The sequence below is a fragment of the Geodermatophilus sp. SYSU D00703 genome (genome assembly GCF_054050155.1).
The window spans coordinates 39,526-59,163 of record NZ_JBJGYU010000021.1 but is presented as its reverse complement, the minus strand read 5'-3'; the positions used below and the strand labels follow the sequence as shown (position 1 = coordinate 59,163).

At 75.3% G+C, this 19,638-nt stretch carries 18 protein-coding genes and 1 tRNA gene; 18 read left to right on the top strand and 1 reads right to left on the bottom strand.

The genetic code is table 11. The annotated features are described in order from the left end of the window. Positions 1-50 precede the first annotated feature (50 nt). The 6 genes from ACI782_RS18280 to ACI782_RS18255 all read left to right on the top strand — a co-directional run bounded on the left by ACI782_RS18280 (position 51) and on the right by ACI782_RS18255 (position 5,401). Positions 51-1,004, top strand: coding sequence for a site-specific tyrosine recombinase XerD (locus ACI782_RS18280; RefSeq protein ID WP_456911521.1), 954 nt, complete (start codon positions 51-53; stop codon positions 1,002-1,004). A gap of 213 nt (positions 1,005-1,217) precedes the next feature. Beyond that, positions 1,218-2,126 carry a ParA family protein gene (locus ACI782_RS18275; RefSeq protein WP_456911497.1) on the top strand — a complete coding sequence of 303 codons (909 nt, stop codon included), beginning with the start codon at positions 1,218-1,220 and terminating at the stop codon, positions 2,124-2,126. Between the two features lie 73 nt (positions 2,127-2,199). Further along, positions 2,200-2,718 (top strand): hypothetical protein, encoded by a 519-nt coding sequence (locus tag ACI782_RS18270; RefSeq protein ID WP_456911496.1) that lies wholly within the window; start codon positions 2,200-2,202, stop codon positions 2,716-2,718. A gap of 26 nt (positions 2,719-2,744) precedes the next feature. Next, complete coding sequence (locus ACI782_RS18265) at positions 2,745-3,572, top strand: segregation and condensation protein A (RefSeq protein WP_456911495.1); 828 nt, start codon at positions 2,745-2,747, stop codon at positions 3,570-3,572. Next, positions 3,569-4,411, top strand: coding sequence for an SMC-Scp complex subunit ScpB (gene scpB / locus ACI782_RS18260; RefSeq protein ID WP_456911494.1), 843 nt, complete (start codon positions 3,569-3,571; stop codon positions 4,409-4,411). The genes ACI782_RS18265 and scpB overlap by 4 nt, the downstream gene beginning before the upstream one ends. 135 nt (positions 4,412-4,546) lie before the next feature. Beyond that, positions 4,547-5,401: a pseudouridine synthase gene (locus ACI782_RS18255; protein WP_456911493.1), complete on the top strand. Its 855-nt coding sequence runs from the start codon at positions 4,547-4,549 to the stop codon at positions 5,399-5,401. A gap of 7 nt (positions 5,402-5,408) precedes the next feature. Here ACI782_RS18255 and ACI782_RS18250 read toward each other — a convergent pair whose 3' ends face one another. Then, positions 5,409-6,590, bottom strand: coding sequence for an ROK family transcriptional regulator (locus tag ACI782_RS18250; protein WP_456911492.1), 1,182 nt, complete (start codon positions 6,588-6,590; stop codon positions 5,409-5,411). A 78-nt stretch (positions 6,591-6,668) separates the two neighbouring features. Between ACI782_RS18250 and xylA the strand changes: the two genes are divergently transcribed. From xylA to ACI782_RS18190, 12 genes are all read left to right on the top strand, one after another. Beyond that, positions 6,669-7,856 carry a xylose isomerase gene (gene xylA, locus ACI782_RS18245; RefSeq protein ID WP_456911491.1) on the top strand — a complete coding sequence of 396 codons (1,188 nt, stop codon included), beginning with the start codon at positions 6,669-6,671 and terminating at the stop codon, positions 7,854-7,856. A 3-nt stretch (positions 7,857-7,859) separates the two neighbouring features. Beyond that, entirely contained in the window at positions 7,860-9,278 is a 1,419-nt protein-coding gene (locus ACI782_RS18240) for a xylulokinase (protein ID WP_456911490.1), read from the top strand. Then, positions 9,275-10,183, top strand: a complete 909-nt coding sequence (locus tag ACI782_RS18235) for an aldose 1-epimerase family protein (RefSeq protein WP_456911489.1) — start codon at positions 9,275-9,277, stop codon at positions 10,181-10,183. The genes ACI782_RS18240 and ACI782_RS18235 overlap by 4 nt, the downstream gene beginning before the upstream one ends. A gap of 65 nt (positions 10,184-10,248) precedes the next feature. Next, positions 10,249-11,604, top strand: coding sequence for a glutamine synthetase family protein (locus ACI782_RS18230; RefSeq protein WP_456911488.1), 1,356 nt, complete (start codon positions 10,249-10,251; stop codon positions 11,602-11,604). A gap of 7 nt (positions 11,605-11,611) precedes the next feature. Continuing rightward, positions 11,612-12,766 (top strand): amidohydrolase family protein, encoded by a 1,155-nt coding sequence (locus ACI782_RS18225; protein ID WP_456911487.1) that lies wholly within the window; start codon positions 11,612-11,614, stop codon positions 12,764-12,766. Positions 12,767-12,864: 98 nt separating this feature from the next. Then, a complete protein-coding gene (aroH, locus tag ACI782_RS18220; RefSeq protein ID WP_456911486.1) occupies positions 12,865-13,227 on the top strand; it encodes a chorismate mutase in 363 nt (120 codons plus the stop codon). Then, positions 13,224-13,913 (top strand): (d)CMP kinase, encoded by a 690-nt coding sequence (gene cmk, locus ACI782_RS18215; RefSeq protein ID WP_456911485.1) that lies wholly within the window; start codon positions 13,224-13,226, stop codon positions 13,911-13,913. The genes aroH and cmk overlap by 4 nt, the downstream gene beginning before the upstream one ends. Beyond that, complete coding sequence (gene der / locus ACI782_RS18210; protein ID WP_456911484.1) at positions 13,910-15,259, top strand: ribosome biogenesis GTPase Der; 1,350 nt, start codon at positions 13,910-13,912, stop codon at positions 15,257-15,259. The genes cmk and der overlap by 4 nt, the downstream gene beginning before the upstream one ends. Before the next feature lie 77 nt (positions 15,260-15,336). Beyond that, positions 15,337-16,218 (top strand): alpha/beta fold hydrolase, encoded by an 882-nt coding sequence (locus ACI782_RS18205; protein WP_456911483.1) that lies wholly within the window; start codon positions 15,337-15,339, stop codon positions 16,216-16,218. Positions 16,219-16,294: 76 nt separating this feature from the next. Then, positions 16,295-16,368 (top strand) — tRNA-Pro (locus ACI782_RS18200). 348 nt (positions 16,369-16,716) lie between these two features. Next, positions 16,717-17,511, top strand: a complete 795-nt coding sequence (locus ACI782_RS18195) for an IclR family transcriptional regulator (protein WP_456911482.1) — start codon at positions 16,717-16,719, stop codon at positions 17,509-17,511. A gap of 90 nt (positions 17,512-17,601) precedes the next feature. Beyond that, a complete protein-coding gene (locus ACI782_RS18190) occupies positions 17,602-19,632 on the top strand; it encodes an acetoacetate--CoA ligase (RefSeq protein WP_456911481.1) in 2,031 nt (676 codons plus the stop codon). Positions 19,633-19,638: the final 6 nt, after the last annotated feature.

Genomic DNA, 19,638 nt, shown 5'->3' with positions numbered 1-19,638 from the left:
CGGCGAGCGAGGAGCGGACCGGCGCGCGGAGTCGGGACCGTGGGCATGGCCTGACCGTCACCGCGCCGCCGAGCGACGTCGCCCGCGTCGTCACCGGCTACCTCGACCACCTCACCGTCGAGCGCGGCCTGGCCGCGAACACCATCGCCTCCTACCGGCGGGACCTGCGCCGGTACACCGAGTTCCTCGACGCCGCGGGCGTGCGCGGGCTGGCCGAGGTGGCCGAGTCCGACGTCGCGGGGTTCCTCGCCGCCCTGCGCGAGGGGGACGACGAGCACCCGCCGCTGTCGGCGACGTCGGCGGCCCGCGCGGTGGTCGCCGTCCGCGGCCTGCACCGGTTCGCGCTGCTCGACGGGCTGGTGCCGGACGACGTCGCGCACGAGGTCCGCCCGCCGACGCCGGCGCGGCGGTTGCCCAAGGCGATCCCGGTCGAGTCCGTGGCGGCGCTGATCGAGGCGGCCGGCGCGGTGGAGGGCCCGCGCGGGCTGCGCGACCGGGCGCTGCTGGAGCTGCTCTACGGCACCGGCGCGCGCATCTCGGAGGCCGTGGGGCTCGCCGTCGACGACCTCGACCGCGGGCAGGCGACGGTGCGGCTGGCCGGCAAGGGCGGCAAGCAGCGGGTGGTGCCGGTCGGCAGTTACGCGGTGCGCGCGGTCGAGGAGTACCTGGTGCGGGGCCGCCCGGCGCTGGCCGTGGCCGGCCGCTCCGGCGCCCGCGGTGCGCTGTTCCTCAACGCCCGGGGCGGCGCGCTGTCCCGGCAGAGCGCCTGGGCGATCCTGCGGACGGCGGCGGAGCGGGTGGACCGTGACCTCGCGACCACCGTGTCCCCGCACACGCTGCGGCACTCCTTCGCCACCCACCTGCTCGACGGCGGCGCCGACGTCCGCGTCGTCCAGGAGTTGCTGGGCCACGCCTCGGTGACGACGACACAGGTGTACACGCTCGTGACCGTCGACCGGCTGCGTGAGGTGTACGCCAGCAGCCACCCGCGGGCGCTGAGCTGACAGGCCGACGAGGACCAGACTGGCGCAGGTTGCCATGCCCCTCGGCTTGCGTGGTCACAGGAGTTGTCATCGGTCGCCAAGTCGACTCGGCACGCGGCGAGCCTCCCCGGCAAAACGCTGCCGTCTCCCTACCTTCGTGATCACCCGAGCGGCAGAACGGCTGACCGCACCGGCGACCGGCCGGGTCGGGCACGAGGTGGAGGCAACAGACCGATGGCGATGCGAGGGGACGCGGCCGGCCCGGCCGTCGCGCTCCCGACCGACACCGGACCGGAGATGGGTGCCGCCGCCTCGCGGCTGGACCCCGCTCGTGCGCGGGTGCGCCCCCTGGCGGAGCCCGAGCCGCTGACGCAGCACGGGCCGGCCAAGATCATCGCGATGTGCAACCAGAAGGGCGGCGTCGGCAAGACGACGTCGACCATCAACCTGGGCGCGTCGCTGGTCGAGTACGGCCGCCGGGTGCTGCTCATCGACCTGGACCCGCAGGGCGCGCTGTCGGTCGGGCTGGGCGTGCCGGCGCAGAACCTGGACCGCACCATCTACAACGCCCTCATGGAACGGCGGACCTCGCTGCGCGACGTCCTCGTGCAGACCGACGTCCCCGGCCTGGACCTGGTGCCCAGCAACATCGACCTGTCCGCCGCCGAGGTGCAGCTGGTCAGCGAGGTCGCCCGCGAGCAGACGCTGCTGCGCGTGCTCGCCGACGTGCGCGACGACTACGACTACGTCCTCATCGACTGCCAGCCGTCCCTGGGCCTGCTCACGGTCAACGCCCTGACCGCGGCCCACGGCGTGGTCATCCCGCTGGAGTGCGAGTTCTTCTCGCTGCGCGGCGTGGCCCTGCTGGTCGACACCATCGAGAAGGTCAAGGAGCGGCTCAACCCCGACCTGGAGATCTCCGGGATCCTGGCCACGATGTACGACGCCCGCACCGTCCACTGCCGGGAGGTCTTCTCCCGTGTGGTCGAGGCGTTCGGCGACACGGTCTTCCAGACCGTCATCCAGCGCACGGTCCGCTTCCCGGAGACGACCGTCGCCGGGCAGCCGATCACCACCTGGGCGCCCACCTCCTCGGGGGCGTCCGCCTACCGCGACCTGGCCAAGGAGGTCCTGGCACTGTGAGCGAGCGGGCGAGCTCACCGATGAGCACGGCACCTGGAGGCACGCTCCCGCCGAGCGCCGGCGAGGTGGCAGCGTGACCCGGCGTCCTGTCCTCCCCGGCGCGGCCGAGTTGTTCCGGCGCACCGACACCGCGCCGGCCACCCCCGAGGTCACCGAGCTGCCCAGCATCAGCGCCACCGTGAGCTCCCCGGCGCTGCGCGGCACCGGCGCCCGGCGCACCGCCCCGGCCGAGCCGACCCCGGCCGAGACCACCGCGCCGCTGACGCTGGTGCCCGGCGGGGCCGCTGACTCCGGCGACCCGCTCGCGGCCTACCGCATCCCGTCGGCACCGGCGCCGGTCGTGGCGCCGAAGCGGCCCACCCGCGGCCGGCCCACCCGTCCCGAGCGGGTCAAGCACGACGAGAAGATCACCGTCTACATCTCCGCCGAAGAGCTGCTGGCGCTGGAGAGCGCCCGCCTGTCGCTGCGGGCCGAGCACGGCGTGGCCGCCGACCGTGGCCGCATCGTGCGCGAGGCGATCGGCGTCCTGCTCGCCGACCTCGGCGAGCGCGGCGAGGACTCGGTGCTGGTCCGGCGGCTGAAGGGCCGCTGACCCCGGCCCGGTTACCCTCGGGGGACGTGGAGACTCCCGGCGCGGCCTCCGGAACGACCCCGGAGGCCGCGCCGAGTCGTTTCACCGTCCGGCTGACCAACTTCGAGGGCCCGTTCGACCTGCTGCTGCAGCTGATCGGCAAGCACAAGCTCGACGTCACCGAGATCGCGCTGTCGAAGGTCACCGACGAGTTCATCGCCCACCTGCGCGCGCTCGGCGACGAGCTCGACCTCGACCAGGCCAGCGAGTTCCTCGTCGTCGCCTCGACCCTGCTGGACCTCAAGGCCGCCCGGCTGCTCCCCGCCGCCGACGTCGAGGACGAGGACGACCTCGAGCTGCTGGAGGCCCGCGACCTGCTCTTCGCCCGGCTGCTGCAGTACCGCGCCTACAAGCAGGCCGCCGCGTTCCTCCGCGGGCGCGAGGCCGACGCCGTCCGCCGGTACCCCCGGGACGTCGGCCTCGAGCCGCGCTTCGCCGACCTGGTCCCCGAGGTGCTCCTCGGCGTGACCCCGGAGCAGCTCGCCGCGCTGGCCGCCAGGGCGCTCACCCCGAAGGCACCGGCGGTGGTCAGCGTGTCCCACCTGCACGCGCCACCGGTCAGCGTCGCCGAGCAGCTGCTGCTGGTGCGCAACCAGCTCATGGCCGCGGGGACGACGACCTTCCGGGCGCTCTCCGCCGACTGCGGCCACACCCTGGAGGTGGTCGCCCGGTTCCTGGCGCTGCTGGAGCTCTACCGCCAGCAGCGGGTGACCTTCGAGCAGCTGACCCCACTCGGCGAGCTGCACGTGCGCTGGACCGGGAGCGCCGAGCCCGAGCCGGAGGACGACGACGCCACGGACGAGGAGTACACGTGACAGAGGAGCGCCCGCCGGGAGACGAGGAGCGCCCGCCGGTCTCGTGGGAGGCGCTGGCCGCCGAACTGGCCGCCACCCGGGAGGAGGCCGAGGAGCGCGAGGGCCCGGACCCCGCGACGTGGGACGCGGTCGCGGCCGAGCTCGCCGCGCGGGTCGCCGAGCGCGCGACGCCGCCCGACGAGGCCGAGCCCGCGCCGGTGCCCGAGCCGGCGTCGCTGCCCCCGCCGGTCGCCGCGGCTCCCCGGCCCGAACCCGAACCGGAACCCGAACCCGAACCCGAACCCGACCTCGACCCCGCGGCGCTGCGCGGCGGGTTGGAGGCGCTGCTGTTCGTCGTCGACACGCCGGTCGACGAGGTCACCCTGGCCGGCGCCCTGCGCTGCCCCGTGCCGAGGGTGCAGACCCTGCTGGCCGACCTCGCCGCGCAGTACGACGACCGCGGCGCCGGCATCACGCTGCGCCGGGTGGGGGAGGGCTGGCGGCTCTACACCCGCGAGGAGCACGCCCCCGTCGTCGAGCGGTACCTGGGCGAGGGGCAGCGCAGCCGGCTCACCCAGGCGGCGCTGGAGACGCTGGCGGTCATCGCCTACCGGCAGCCGGTCACCCGGGCGCGCGTCTCGGCGGTGCGCGGGGTCGGCGTGGACGGCGTCATGCGCACGCTGGTCGGCCGCGGGCTGGTGCACGAGGTGGGCACCGATCCCGACAGCGGTGGCGGGCTGTACGCGACCACGCCGCTGTTCCTGGAGCGGCTCGGCCTGGAGAGCCTCGACGAGCTGCCGGAACTGGGCCCGCTGCTGCCGGAGACGTCGTCCGTGCTCGACGAGCACCCGGACGCCTGAGCCCGGTCAGCCGGGCGCTGTGCGGCCGCTCCTCGCGGGTTGCCGGTCCTGCAGCACCGGCATCCCGCGAGGGACACCGGCAACGGCAGCGAGGGAAGCGGCCTCCGGCGGCCGGCGGAGACGCGGACGGAGCCGGTGGGAGACTGGACGGCGATGAACGGCGCCCCGCACGACGAGACCACCAGCGCGGCCGGCGAGGGCTGGTCGGACGACATGGAACTCGCCCCCGCCCACCCCGGTGACCGCGCGCCCGCTGCGGCCGACCGCGAGGGCGAGCGGCTGCAGAAGGTGCTCGCCCGCGCCGGGGTCGGCTCCCGCCGGGTGGTCGAGCAGATGGTCGACCAGGGCCGGATCAGCGTGAACGGCCGCACGGTCACCGTGCAGGGGATGCGGGTCGACCCGCAGCGGGACCGCATCGCCGTCGACGGCGTCCGCATCGAGCTGCGGGACGACCGCGTCACCTACGCGCTCAACAAGCCCGCCGGCGTCATCACCGCGATGAGCGACGACCGCAACCGCGCATGCGTCGGCGACATGATCGGCGACCTGGCGCCGGGCCTGGTGCACGTCGGCCGGCTCGACCAGGACACCGAGGGCCTGCTGCTGATCACCAACGACGGCGAGCTCGCCCACCGGCTGGCCCACCCCTCCTTCGAGGTGCGCAAGACCTACCTCGCCCAGGTGTCCGGCTCGGTGCCGCGCGACCTGGGCCGCCGGCTGCGCCAGGGCGTCGAGCTCGAGGACGGCCCGGTCCGGGTCGACTCGTTCCGGGTCGTCGACACCCACGCCGGGCAGTCGGTGGTCGAGGTCGTCCTGCACGAGGGCCGCAAGCACATCGTGCGGCGGCTGCTCGCACACGTCGGGCTGCCGGTGTCGCGCCTGACCCGCGTCGCCGTCGGCCCGGTGAAACTGGAGCGGATGCGGGTGGGCTCCATCCGCCGGCTCACCCGCGCGGAGGTCGGCGCACTGCAGGAGCTCGTCGACCTGTAGCCGCCGGTCAGCTCAGCCGGCCCGCCGGGTCGGCCAGGACGCCGGAGAGCGCGCGCAGGGCCGCGCCCGTGGCCCCGGCGGCGGGCGGCGCGGACGCCGACTCGATCGTCGGCCGGCGCCAGCGGGCCGAGAGCACCCGCCGGGCGAGCAGCTCCTCCACGCCCGGGCGGAGCAGGTCGGCCAGCGCGCCCAGGTACCCGCCCAGCACGACGGTGGGGATGTCGAGGACGTTGACCACGCCGGCCAGCGCCACCCCCAGTGCCCGGACCGCCGACTCCAGGGCCCGGACGGCGGCGGGGTCGCCGTCGGCCACGCGGTCGGCGAACTCCCCGGGGAGCGTGTCGAGGGGCAGCCCGGCCGCGGCCAGCAGCGCGTGCCGCCCGGCGTACTGCTCCAGGCAGCCGGTCGAGCCGCACCGGCACGGCGGGCCGTCCGGGTCGACGCAGACGTGCCCGACCTCCCCGGCCCACCCGGCGCTGCCGGTCATCACCCGCCCGCCGAGGACGGCGGCCCCGCCGATGCCGATCTGGCCGGACAGGTAGAGGAAGTCGCGGCGCCCGGACCGCCCCGGCGCGGTCTCGGCCACCGTGCGCGCGGCGAGGTCGGCCTCGTTGCCCAGCACCGGGCGCAGCTCCGCCGGGAGGTGGGCGGCGAGGACGTCGGCCGGGCGGACGTCGGACCAGTCGAGGGTCGGCGCGCGCAGCAGGACCTCCTCGTCGGTGCGGACGATCCCGGGCAGCGCCAGCCCGGCACCCACGAGGACCCGGCCGTCGATGAGGCCGCCGGCCAGCTCGCCGAGCCGGGTCAGGGTCGCGGCCGGGTCGCTGCCGCCGAAGGCGCCGTCCTCGACCGCCTCGGCGACCACCCGGCCGCGCAGGTCGACCACCCGGGCCGCGAGCAGGCCGGCGTCCACCTGCAGCCCCAGGGCGGCGACCCCGGAGCCCGGGAGCAGCGGCGTCGCCGGGCGCCCCGGCCCGGACGACGGCACGCGGTCGGCCTCGTCGAGCAGCCCGCCGGCGACGAGCTCGTCGACCAGGCGGGAGGCGGTCGCGCGGGTCATGCCCGTGGCGGCGGCGATGCCGGCCCGGGAGACCGGCTCCGGTGCGGCGCAGACCGTGCGCAGCACCAGGGCGAGGTTGGCCGCGCGCACCGACGACGGACGCGCGCCCGCCGGCGAGAGGGCGGTCACCTCTTGAGATTAGCCGTGCCCGTGGCTTATGTTCTAGAGCAAAACAAACCCCTCTCGCCCGTTCGGAGGAACCCCACCATGAGCGTGCAGCCCACCCGCGAGGACAAGTTCTCCTTCGGCCTGTGGACGGTCGGCTGGCAGGCGCGCGACCCGTTCGGCGACGCCACCCGCCCGGCGCTCGACCCGGTCGAGACCGTGCACCGGCTGGCCGAGCTGGGCGCCTTCGGCGTGACCTTCCACGACGACGACCTGATCCCGTTCGGCAGCGACGACACCGCCCGGGAACAGCACGTCAAGCGGTTCCGGGCGGCCCTGGAGGAGACCGGTCTCGTCGTGCCGATGGCGACCACCAACCTGTTCACCCACCCGGTGTTCAAGGAGGGCGGCCTCACCAACAACGACCGCGACGTCCGCCGCTTCGCGCTGCGCAAGGTCATGCGCAACATGGACCTCGCCGCCGAGCTGGGCGCGCAGACCTACGTGCTGTGGGGCGGCCGCGAGGGCGCCGAGGTGGACACCGCCAAGGACCTCAAGGCGGCCCTCGACCGCTACCGCGAGGGCCTCGACACCCTCGCCCAGTACTCGGTCGACCGCGGCTACGGGCTGCGCTTCGCCCTGGAGCCCAAGCCCAACGAGCCGCGCGGCGACATCTTCCTGCCCACCATCGGCCACGCGCTGGGCTTCATCGCCACCCTCGAGCACGCCGACCTGGTCGGCCTCAACCCCGAGGTCGGCCACGAGCAGATGGCCGGGCTGAACTACACCCACGGCATCGCCCAGGCGCTGTGGCAGGGCAAGCTGTTCCACATCGACCTCAACGGCCAGCACGGCATCAAGTACGACCAGGACCTGGTGTTCGGCCACGGCGACCTGCTGTCCGCCTTCGCCACCGTCGACCTGCTGGAGAACGGGTTCCCGTCGGGCGGGCCGCGCTACGAGGGTCCGCGGCACTTCGACTACAAGCCGCTGCGCACCGAGGACGCCGACGGCGTGTGGGCGTCGGCCGCGGCCAACATGCGCACCTACCTGCTGCTCAAGGAGCGCGCGCAGGCCTTCCGCGCCGACCCCGAGGTGGCCGAGGCGCTGGCCGCGGCCCGGGTGCCCGAGCTGGCCCGGCCCACCCTGGCCGAGGGGGAGTCCTACGAGGACCTGCTGGCCGACCGCTCGGCGTTCGAGGAGTTCGACGTCGACGCGGCCGCGGTGCGCGGGGCCGGTGCGGTGCGGCTGTCCCAGCTCGCGCTGGAGCATCTGCTCGGGGCCCGCTGACCCATGCCCCCCACGCTGGTCGCCGGCATCGACACCTCGACGCAGGCCTGCAAGGTCGTCGTCCGGGACGCCGGGAGCGGCGCGCTGGTCCGCGAGGGCCGGGCGCCGCACCCGGAGGGCACCGAGGTCGACCCGGCCGCCTGGGCCACGGCGCTGGAGCGGGCGCTGGCCGGGGCCGGGGGGCTGGACGACGTCGCGGCGGTCGCCGTCGGCGGCCAGCAGCACGGCATGGTCTGCCTGGACGAGGACGGCGCGGTCGTCCGCCCGGCGCTGCTGTGGAACGACACCCGCTCCGCGCCGGCCGCCCGCGACCTGGTCGAGGAGCTCGGCGGCGGCGAGGCCGGGCGGCGGGCGTGGGCGGAGGCGGTCGGGATGGTCCCGGTCGCGTCGTTCACGGTGACCAAGCTGCGCTGGCTGGCCCAGCACGAGCCGGAGAACGCCGCCCGCACGGCCGCGGTGTGCCTGCCGCACGACTGGCTGACGTGGGTGCTCGCCGGCCGCCCCGGCCTGGACGCGCTGGTCACCGATCGCGGCGACGCCAGCGGCACCGGCTACTGGTCGCCCGCCACCGGCGAGTACCGGCTGGACCTGATGGAGCGGGCGCTGGGCCGGACCGCCGTCGTCCCGCGGGTGCTGGGTCCGGCCGAGGCCGGCCCGAGCACGCCGGGCGGCGCCGTCCTCGGGCCGGGGACCGGGGACAACGCGGCGGCCGCCCTCGGCCTGGCCGCCGAGCCCGGGGACGTCGTCTGCTCGATCGGCACCTCCGGGGTGGTCTCGATCGTCTCCACCACCCCGGCGGCCGACCCGACCGGGACCGTCGCCGGGTTCGCCGACGCGACCGGCCACTACCTGCCGCTGATCGCCACGCTCAACGCCGCCCGCGTCCTGGACGCGACCGCCCGGCTGCTCGGCACCGACCACGACGGGCTGTCCCGGCTGGCGCTGTCGGCCCCGCCCGGCGCCGGTGGGCTGGTGCTCGTGCCCTACCTGGAGGGGGAGCGGACGCCGGACCGGCCCACCGCCACCGGCGCCGTCCACGGGCTGACCCTCGGCACCGCCGACCCCGCGCACCTGGCCCGCGCGGCGGTCGAGGGCCTGCTGTGCGGGCTGGCCGACGGGCTGGACGCCGTCGCCGCCACCGGCACCCCGGTCCGCCGGGTGCTGCTCGTCGGCGGCGGCGCGCGCTCGGAGGCGGTCCGCCGGATCGCGCCGGCCGTCCTCGGCGTGCCGGTGCTGGTGCCGCCGCCGGGGGAGTACGTGGCCGACGGCGCCGCCCGCCAGGCCGCCTGGGTGCTGGCCGGCGGGTCCACCCCGCCCGACTGGCCCCGCCCCGGCACGGAGGTCCACGAGGCCGACCCCGTGCCGTCGGTCCGGACGCGCTACGCCGAGGTCCGCGACCTCACCGCGGAGCGGGTCCGGTGACCCCGCCCACCGGGGAGCAGTTCGTCCTCCGCGCCGGCGATGCCGAGGTGACCGCCGTGGAGGTCGGCGGCGGCCTGCGCACGTACCGGGTCGGGGACCGCGAGGTGCTCGACGGCTACCCCGTCGACGAGATGGCCCGGTACGCCACCGGGCACGTGCTCGCGCCGTGGCCCAACCGGCTGCGCGACGGCTTCTACTCCTGGGACGGCGAGGAGCACCGCACACCCATCACCGAGCCCGAGCGCGGCACCGCCATCCACGGTCTGGTCCAGTTCGTCTCCTGGCGGGCGGTGGAGCGCGCCGACGACCACGTGGTGCTCGAGCACGTGGTGTTCCCGCGGCCCGGCTACCCGTTCACGCTGCGGCTGCGGATCGCCTACGAGCTCTCCGCCGAGGGGTTGCGGGTGACCACGACCGCCACCAACGAGGGTGCCACCGCGCTGCCCTACGGCGAGGGCCACCACCCCTACGTGCTGGCCGGCCCGCGGCTGGACGACTGCACGCTGACCGTGCCCGCCGCGACGGTGCTGGAGACCGACGACCGGGCGATCCCCGTCCGCTCGGTGCCGGTCGAGGGCACGCCCTACGACCTGCGGGCCGGACGGCGGCTCGGGGACCTCGTCGTCGACTCCTGCTTCACCGACCTCGCCCGCGGCGCCGACGGACTGGCCGAGGTCCCCCTCACCGCCCCCGACGGCCGCGGGGTCGCCGTCTGGATGGACGCCGGCTACGGCTACCTGCAGCTGTTCACCGGCGACGTGGTGCCCGAGCCGCGTCGGCGGCGGGGGCTCGCGGTGGAGCCGATGACCTGCCCGCCCAACGCGTTCCAGACCGGCGAGGCGGTGCGCCGGCTGGAGCCGGGGGAGTCCACGACGGCGTCCTGGGGGATCCGCCCGCTGGGCTGACCCCTGTCCCCGGCGGCGGCGACGTGGTGCGCTCAGGCACCGGCCCCAGCGGGAGGAGCCCCCCGATGACCGCCCTCGACGTCGTCGCCGCGGCCCGGCGACGGGACCTGCGCCTGGTCCGCTTCGAGTACTGCGACGTCAGCGGCATCGCCCACACCAAGGCCGTCCACGTCTCCCAGCTGCCGCACAAGCTCGTCGAGGGCGTGGGCCTGACCCGGGCGCAGATGGCGATCAACCAGCTCGAGCAGCTCGTCCACGTGGAGGGCATGGAGCCGGTCGGCGAGATCAGGCTGCTGCCGGACCCGGCCACCTTCACCGTGCTGCCCTGGGTGCCGGGCACCGCCGGCGTCCTGTGCGACCAGGTCGGTCACGACCGCCGCGACTGGGGCGCCTGCCCCCGCTCGTTCCTCAAGGCGGTGGTCGCCCGGGCCGCCGCGCTCGGCGTGCACGTCCGGGCCGCCTTCGAGAACGAGTTCTCCCTGGCCCACGAGGTCGACGGGCGCTACGTCCCGTTCGACACCCCCGACCACGCGCCGGTCTACAGCGTCATCGGCGCCGACCTCACCGCAGCGGTCGTGGTCGACACCGTCGACGCCCTCGAGGCGCAGGGCCTCGCCGTCGAGCAGGCGATGAACGAGTACGGCCCGGGGCAGCAGGAGATCTCGATCGGGCACGCCGACCCGCTCGGGGCGGCCGACAACCAGATGCGGTTCCGCGACACCGTGCGGGGGGTGGCCCTGCGGCACGGCCTGGTCGCCTCGTTCGCGGCCAAGCCCTGGCCCGACGCCATCGGCAACGGCGCGCACGTGCACCTGTCCCTGTGGGACGGCGAGGGGCGCACCACCCTGTACGACCCGGCCGCCCCCGGCGGGCTGTCGCGGCTGGGCCGGCACTTCATCGCCGGCGTCTGCGCGCACCTGCCGGCGCTGGTCGCCCTGACCACGCCGAGCTACAACTCCGCCCGGCGCCGGGTCCCCGGCGCGTGGGCCTCGGCGACGACCGCCTGGGGCTTCGACAACCGCGAGGCGGCGCTGCGGGTCTGCTCGCCGTTCCACCGGCGCGAGGAGCAGACCTACAACCTGGAGTTCAAGCCGTCGGACCCCAGCGCCAACCCGTACCTGGCCCTCGGGGCGCTGATCACCTGCGGCCTGGACGGCATCGAGCGGGAGCTCGAACCCGGCGAGCCCTGCGCCCACGACCCCGCGCGGACGTCCCCCGAGGACCTCGTCCGCGGCAGGGTGCGGCCGCTGCCTCCCTCGATGTCGGCGGCGCTCGACGAGCTGGAGGAGGACCCGGTCCTGCTCGGCGCCATGGGCGACCTGCTGGCGCGCTGCTACCTGGCCGTGCGCCGCTCCGAGGCGGAGGCGTTCGCGGCCGAGGACCAGGAGTTCGAGTTCCGGCAGCACTTCCTCCGGTTCTGACGCGCCCGTGACCGCCGTCGACCTCAGCGACGTGACCGTCGTCGACGGCCACTGCCACGCCGTCGAGCGCGCGCCGGACGCCGACCCCGCGGCGTGGCGCGGGCGGTTCACCGAGTCCCCGGACCCGGTCGCGCGCGCCCGGGACGCCGGGCGGACCGCCTTCTACGGCCGGCTGCTGCGGGCCATGGCCGCCTTCCACGGCGTCCCGGCGGAGGAGGACGCCGTCCTGGCGGCGCGCGGCCGGCTGGGCCCGGGGGAGCTCGTGGCCCGGCTGTTCGCCGACGCGGCGATCGGCGGTGTGGTGGTCGACACCGGGTTCCCGGACCCGGCCGCGGCGATGCCGGGGGAGGCCTTCGACGCCTGCAGCGGCGCGCACCGGGTCCGCCTGCTGCGGCTGGAGGTGCTGTTCCAGGACCTGGTCGCCGAGCACCGGCGGTACGCCGACCTGGTGGACGCCGTCCGCGCCGCCACCGCCGACGTCCGCGCGGCCGGGTACGCCGGCCTCAAGAGCATCGCCGGGTACCGCACCGGCCTGGGCATCGAGCGGTGGTCCGAGGCGGACGCGCGGGCGGCCTTCCGCGCCGCGCGGGCGGAGGTCGCCGCCGGCGGCCGGGTCCGCCTGGGCCACAAGCCGCTGCTGGACAGCCTGCTGCACCTGGCCCTCGCCGCCGCGGCCGCGCAGGAGCTGCCGGTCCAGTTCCACGTCGGCTACGGCGACCCGGACGTCGACCTGCGCCGTGCCTCGCCGCTGGAGCTGCGCGCGGTGCTGGAGGAGCCGGCGTACCGGCCGGTGCCGGTGGTGCTGCTGCACGGCTGCTGGCCCTACGTGCGGGAGGGCGCCTTCCTCGCCTCGGTGTACGGCAACGCGCACCTGGACCTCTCCTACGCGATCCCGTTCCTCTCCACCGGCGAGCTGCGGTCGATGACCCGCGCGGCGCTGGGCGCGGCGCCGTTCCCGAAGCTCGCGTACAGCTCCGACGGGACGGGCGTCCCGGAGCTGCACTGGCTGGGCGCCCGGACTGGGCGGGCGCTCGTCGAGGCGGTGCTCGGCGAGCTGGTGGCCGACGGCGACCTGTCCGCCGACGACGCGCGGCGGGCCGGTGAGCTCGTCCTGCGGGACAACGCCGCCGCGCTCTACGGCGTCGACGGGATGCGCCGGTGAGGGGTTCCCGGGCTCGGCCGAGGCGGGTGGCGGGGGCTACCTAGACTCGACCGAGGGGCACGGCGCCTCGTGCCCCGCGCCGATCGAGGAGAGTGGTAGTGGCCGTCCGAGCCATCCGTGGTGCGACCCAGGTGGACGCCGACAAGCGGGAGCTGGTCCTCGACGCGACCCGCGAGCTGGTCAGCGCGGTGATGGAGCGCAACCAGCTCCAGCACGACGACGTCATCAGCATCCTGTTCACCGCCACTCCCGACCTGGTCTCGGAGTTCCCGGCGCTGGCCGCGCGCGAGCTCGGGTTCGGCGACGTCCCGCTGATGTGCGCCACCGAGATCGACGTCCCGCACGCGCTGCCGCGGGTGCTGCGGCTGATGGCGCACGTGGAGACCGACCGGCCGCGCGCGGAGATCCAGCACGTGTACCTGCGCGGGGCCGTGGCGCTGCGACGGGACATCGCACAGTGAGTGCCGGGTTCCGGGGGCAGATCACCCTCGACGGGCCCTCGGGGACGGGGAAGTCCAGCGTCGCCCGGGCCGTGGCGACCCGGCTGGGCGCGAGCTACCTCGACACCGGGGCCATGTACCGGGCGGCGACCGTCGTCGTCCTGGACGCCGGGGTCGACCCGGAGGACGCCGAGGCCGTGGCCGCCGTCGTCGCCGGGGCCGAGATCGAGGTCGGGACGGCGGCCGACACCGAGCTGGTGCGGGTCGACGGCGTGGACGTCGCCGTCCGCATCCGCGGCGCCGAGGTGACCCGCGCGGTGTCGGCGGTCTCCGCGGTGCCCGCCGTGCGCCGGCAGCTGGTCGACCAGCAGCGGGCGCTCGTGGCGTCGGCCGACGCGGTCGTCGTCGAGGGCCGCGACATCGGCACCGTCGTCCTGCCCGACGCGACGCTCAAGGTCTACCTGACCGCCGCGCCCGAGGCCCGCGCCCAGCGCCGCGCCGCGCAGCTGGGCCTCACCACCCCCGACGAGATCGCCGGCCTCGCCGCCGACCTGCGCCGCCGCGACGAGTACGACAGCAGCCGGGAGGACAGCCCGCTGCGGCCGGCCGCCGACGCGATCGTCGTCGACAGCACGCACCTGGACCGCGAGGGCGTCGTCGACCGCGTGGTGGAGCTGGCCTCCTCCACGCTGGGGGCGCGGCGGTGACCGTCGAGGGGACCGGCGCGCCGCTGCCGGTCGTGGCGATCGTCGGGCGGCCCAACGTCGGCAAGTCGACGCTGGTCAACCGCATCCTGGGCCGCCGCGCCGCGGTGGTGCAGGACATCCCCGGCGTCACCCGCGACCGGATCTCCTACGAGGCGCTGTGGAACGGCAAGCGGTTCACGCTCGTCGACACCGGCGGCTGGGACCCCCGGGCCTCCGGCCTGGGCGCGTCGATCAGCCGCCAGGCCGAGCACGCGATGAAGACCGCGGACGTCATCGTCTTCGTCGTCGACAGCTCGGTCGGCGCCACCGACACCGACCTGGCCGCCGCGCGCGTCCTGCGCCGCAGTGACCGGCCGGTGCTCGTCGTGGCCAACAAGGTGGACGACGAGCGCAGCGAGGCCAACGCCGCCGAGCTGTGGTCGCTGGGGCTGGGGGAGCCGCAGCCGGTCAGCGCCCTGCACGGCCGCGGCAGCGGTGACCTGCTCGACCTGGTCCTCGACGCGCTGCCGGAGGCGCCGCGGGAGCAGCCGGAGGAGGGCGGTCCGCGCCGCGTGGCGCTGGTGGGCCGGCCCAACGTCGGCAAGTCCAGCCTGCTCAACCGGCTGGCCAAGGAGGAGCGCTCGGTCGTCGACTCGGTGGCCGGCACGACCGTGGACCCGGTGGACTCGATCATCACCCTCGGCGGCGAGGAGTGGCGGTTCGTCGACACCGCGGGCCTGCGCCGCAAGGTCAACACCGCCAGCGGCATGGAGTACTACGCCAGCCTGCGGACCGAGGCCGCCATCCAGGCCGCCGAGGTCGCCGTCGTCCTGCTCGCCGCCGACGAGGTGATCAGCGAGCAGGACCAGCGGGTGATCAGCCAGGTGGTCGACGCCGGCCGCGCGCTGGTGCTGGCCATCAACAAGTGGGACACCCTCGACGAGGACCGCCACGCGCAGCTGGAGCGGGAGATCGAGCGCGACCTGGCGCGGGTGAGGTGGGCGTCCCGGGTCAACATCTCGGCCACCAGCGGCCGCGGGGTGAACAAGCTGGCCCAGCACCTGCGCGACGCGCTGGTCTCCTGGGAGACCCGGGTGCCGACGGCGGAACTGAACACCTACGTGCGGGCCCTGGTGCAGGAGACTCCCCCGCCCGCCCGCGGCGGCCGCGCGCCGAAGATCAAGTACGTGACGCAGGCCGACGTCCGGCCGCCCCGGTTCGTGGTGTTCTCCACCGGGTTCCTCGAGGCCGGCTACCGGCGGTTCCTGGAGCGCAAGCTGCGGGAGAGGTTCGGCTTCCACGGCACGCCGATCGAGATCTCGGTCAAGGTCCGCGAGGGCCGGGGGAGCGACCGGCAGAAGGGCTGAGCCGGACGGCGATGAGTCCGGGTCGCGGCGCCGGTCTGAGGGAGGACACGTCCACTCCAGCCCGCCGGAGGCCGGCAATGACCGCACCGCAGACGCACACCCTGGACGTCCCGGGTGCCGTGCTCACCTACGACGCCCGCCCCGGCGACGGCCCGGTGCTGTTGTTGATCGGCTCGCCTATGGGGGCGGCGGGGTTCGAGACGCTGGCCGGGTACTTCCCCGACCGCACCGTGGTGACCTACGACCCGCGCGGGGTGGAGCGCAGCCGGCGCACCGACGGAGCGACCGAGACCAGGCCGGAGGAGCACGCCGACGACCTGTCCCGGCTGATCGACGCGCTGGACGCCGGGCCGGTCGACGTCTTCGCCACCAGCGGGGGAGCGGTCAACGCGCTGGTCCTGGTGACCCGGCACCCCGAGCAGGTGCGCACCCTCGTCGCGCACGAGCCGCCGGCGGCCGCGCTGGTCCCGGACCGCGAGGAGGCGCTGGCCGCGACCCGGCACGTGCACGACGTCTACCGCCGCAGCGGCTTCGGCGCGGGGATGGCCGAGTTCATCCGGCTGGTGGGCCACCGGGGCCCGGTCCCGGCCGACTGGGGCGACCAGCCCGCCGACCCGGCGGCGTTCGGGCTGCCGACCGAGGACGACGGCTCGCGGGACGACGTGCTGCTCGGGCAGAACCTGATGTCGTGCACCCACCACGAGCACGACGTCGCCGCCCTGCGCGCGGCGTCCACGCGGATCGTGGTGGCCGTCGGCGTGGGGTCCGAGGGCCAGTTGGCCCGTCGGGGCGGGGAGGCAGTGGCCGAGCGGCTCGGGGTGACGCCGGTGGAGTTCCCCGGCGACCACGGCGGCTTCCTGGGCGGCGAGTACGGCCAGGCCGGGGAGCCGGAGGCCTTCGCGGCGGCGCTACGCCGGGTCCTCACCGACGCGGACGCCCCGGTCGCGGCGCGCGGCTGACCACCGGTCGGGCGCGCGCGGGTGGTGCGGTAGCCTTCTCCCTGCAGCGATCGGGCGGTGCGAGCCGCCCGGCGCTCGGGCTGTAGCGCAGCTTGGTAGCGCACTTGACTGGGGGTCAAGGGGTCGCAGGTTCAAATCCTGTCAGCCCGACAGCGGGAAACCGCAACTCAGGGGCCGTGTCCGGAGAGATCCGGAACGGCCCCTGACCGCTTCACAGGGCGGTGTGACCACCATCAGGCCACCCTCCACCTGCCGTCCGAGCTGCTGGGCCGGCAGGGAGGCGCCGTCTCGCACCGGTGCGGTGGTGACGGAGAGCGACCGCGGTCACCGGTCGAGGAGTCGCCGAGCAGGTCGACGGCCCGCGGGTCAGCCGGCGGTGAGTTCGATGCCGGTGACCTCGGGGCGGGCGCCGACGCGCATGGGCGGTTCGGAGACTGGAAGGACCGAGAGCAGGGATCACCGTGCGAGGAGGGGGAGGCGGAGCACTAGCGTGCTGGCATGGGAGGCGATCGCGCAGCCGGTCAGCGGGGTGGCCGTCGGTCGGTGACGGTCCGGGCGGCCTTGCTGCTCAGCGCGTTCGACGCCGACCACCGGGTGCTGAACCTCTCGCAGCTGTCCCGCCGCAGTGGTCTCCCCTTGGCCACCGTCCACCGCCTGGCCGCCGACCTCGTGGAGAGCCGCTTGTTGGTCCGCCGGGCCGACGGCCGCTACGAGATCGGCGCGCTCCTGTGGCGTCTAGGCCTGCTCGCGCCGCCCACCGAACTGCGCGAGTTGGCCCTGCCGCACCTGCAGGACCTCGTGGGCGCCACTGGGCACACCGTGCACCTGGCCGTGCTGGACGGTGCCGCCGCTCTCGTCATCGAGCGCCTCTCCGGGACCAAGACCCTGCCGACCCGGCACAGTCCGGGTGGCCATCTGCCTCTGTACTGCACCGCTGTCGGCAAGGCGCTGCTGGCCTACGCCGAGCCGGCCCTCGTCGAGCAGGTCGCCGGCAGCCTCCGGCGGCACACGGCGTACACGGTCACCGACCCGACTGCGCTCTACCGGCAGCTGGAAGAGATCCGGCGAAGCGGGGTGGCGCGCAGCGCGCAGGAACACCGCCTCGGCGTCTCCTCGCTGGCCGCCCCGGTGAGCGGCCACGACGGCGTGGTGGCCGCCCTCGGGCTCTTGGCCCCCCTACGCAGCCCGCGCTCGTCGGGCGCGTTACCCCACCTCCGAGCTGCCTCTGCCTCCCTGAGCGCCGACCTGCTGCGCAGCGGACTGGCGGTCACGGACGCCGGCGGTCTGGGCTGACCGCCGGCCGGCCTCGTCCGGCCCCAGTGTTTTCCGGATACCGGGAAGAAGGTGTTGCCCGTCACACCGGCCTCGGCAACCGTCTCGCCCATGTCGAGCGCGGCGATGCGGGGGGTGGCCGAGGGCGGCACCGTCCGCGAGGGCGACCTGCTGTGGACGCCGACCCCCGAGCGGGTGGAGCAGACCCGGTTGATGGCGTTCACCCGCTTCGCGGAGGAACGCACCGGCCGGTCGTTCGGCGACTACGGGGCCTTGTGGGAGTGGTCGACGACGGAGCTGGACGAGTTCTGGTCGGCGGTCTGGGAGTTCTTCGACGTCCGGTCGTCCGAGCCGTACACCGTCGTGCTCGCCGACGACACCATGCCCGGCGCCCGCTGGTTCCCCGGTGCCCGGCTCAACTTCGCCGAGCACGTCCTCCGCCGAGAGGTGCCGGGCGCACCGGCGTTGCTGTACGCCAGCGAGACCGAGCCGCTGCGCGAGCTCCCCTGGGAGGAGTTCACCGGCCAGGTCCGCGCGGTCGCCACCCACCTGCGCGAGCGCGGGGTGCGGCCCGGGGACCGCGTGGTCGGCTACCTGCCGCACGTGCCCGAGGCCATGGTCGCGATGCTGGCCGCGGCCGCCGTGGGCGCCGTGTGGGCCGGCGTCTCCCCGGACTTCGGCGCCCGCGGCGCGCTCGACCGGCTGGCCCAGCTGCGCCCCACGGTGCTATTCACCGCCGACGGCTACCGCTACGGCGGTCGCGACCTCGACCGGCGCGGCGAGGTCGCGGACCTCGTCGCCGGGTTGCCCGATCTGCGCGAGGTCGTCTCCGTGCCCGTCCTCGGGCTGCCGGTGTCCGTCCTGCCGTTGCCGGTCACGTCCTGGCCCGACGTGCTGGCCGACCCATCGACGGGAGCCGACGACTTCGTCTGCGAGCAGGTGCCGTTCGACCACCCGCTGTGGGTGCTCTTCTCCTCCGGGACGACCGGCCTGCCCAAGCCGATCGTGCACGGGCACGGCGGGATCCTGCTCGAGCAACTGAAGTCGCTGGCGTTCCACCAGGACCTGCGGCCCGGCGACCGGGCGTTCTTCTTCACCACCACCGGCTGGATGATGTGGAACTTCCTGGTCAGCATGCTGACCGCCGGGATCGTGCCGGTGCTCTACGACGGCAACCCGTCGCACCCCGACGTCGACGTGCTGTGGCGGCTGGCCCAGGACAGCCGGGCCCGCTTCTTCGGCACCAGCCCCACCTACGTCGAGCTGATGAGGAAGGCCGGCATCGTGCCGCGGGAACGGTTCGACCTCTCCGCCCTGGAGGTCGTCATGCCCGCCGGGTCGCCGGTCGCCCCCGCGATCACGGCGTGGTTCTACGAGGCCGTCGCCGAGGACCTGTGGGTTGCCACCGGCAGCGGGGGCACGGACATCTGCACGGGCCTCGTGGGTGGCGTGCCGACGCTGCCGGTCCGCGCGGGGGAGATCCAGGCGCGGTGCCTGGGGGTCGCCGCGGAGGCCTGGGACGACGCCGGTCACCCGGTCGTCGGCCGGGTCGGGGAGCTGGTCGTCACCCGCCCCATGCCCTCGATGCCGTTGTTCCTCTGGGGCGACGAGGACGGCGCCCGGTACCGGGCCAGCTACTTCGAGACGTTCCCGGGCGTCTGGCGGCACGGGGACTTCCTCGAGGTCAACGAGCGCGGCGGCTGCTTCGTGCGGGGCCGCTCCGACGCGGTGCTCAACCGGCACGGTGTGCGCATCGGCACGGCCGAGATCTACCGCGTGGTCGAGGACGACCCGGCCGTCGTCACCTCGCTGGTCGTCAACCTCGACTTGCCCGGCGGCGGGTTCTTCATGCCGCTGTTCGTCGTGCTGGCGCCCGGTGCGGTGCTGGACGACGAGCTGCAGGCGCGGCTGCGTCGCCGGCTGCGGGAGGAGTACACGCCGCGGCACGTGCCCGACCGGATCATCGCCGTCCGCGCGGTCCCACTGACGCGCAGCGGCAAGAAGATGGAGGTCCCGGTCCGCCGGCTGCTGATGGGCGCCGACCCCGCGGACGTCGCCGATCCCAGCGCCATGGCCGATCCCGGCTCCCTGGCCGACGTCGTCGAGTACGCCCGCACGCAGCGGGACTACTCGCTCGCCTGACCCCGA

What these genes read in the sequence shown, in the direction of transcription:
- ACI782_RS18275 (WP_456911497.1), top strand. Translation starts at nt 1,218, where the DNA reads ATGGCGATGCGAGGGGACGCGGCCGGCCCGGCCGTCGCGCTCCCGACC.
- ACI782_RS18205 (WP_456911483.1), top strand. Translation starts at nt 15,337, where the DNA reads ATGACCGCACCGCAGACGCACACCCTGGACGTCCCGGGTGCCGTGCTC.
- xylA (WP_456911491.1), top strand. Translation starts at nt 6,669, where the DNA reads ATGAGCGTGCAGCCCACCCGCGAGGACAAGTTCTCCTTCGGCCTGTGG.
- ACI782_RS18240 (WP_456911490.1), top strand. Translation starts at nt 7,860, where the DNA reads ATGCCCCCCACGCTGGTCGCCGGCATCGACACCTCGACGCAGGCCTGC.
- ACI782_RS18190 (WP_456911481.1), top strand. Translation starts at nt 17,602, where the DNA reads ATGTCGAGCGCGGCGATGCGGGGGGTGGCCGAGGGCGGCACCGTCCGC.
- ACI782_RS18195 (WP_456911482.1), top strand. Translation starts at nt 16,717, where the DNA reads ATGGGAGGCGATCGCGCAGCCGGTCAGCGGGGTGGCCGTCGGTCGGTG.
- ACI782_RS18230 (WP_456911488.1), top strand. Translation starts at nt 10,249, where the DNA reads ATGACCGCCCTCGACGTCGTCGCCGCGGCCCGGCGACGGGACCTGCGC.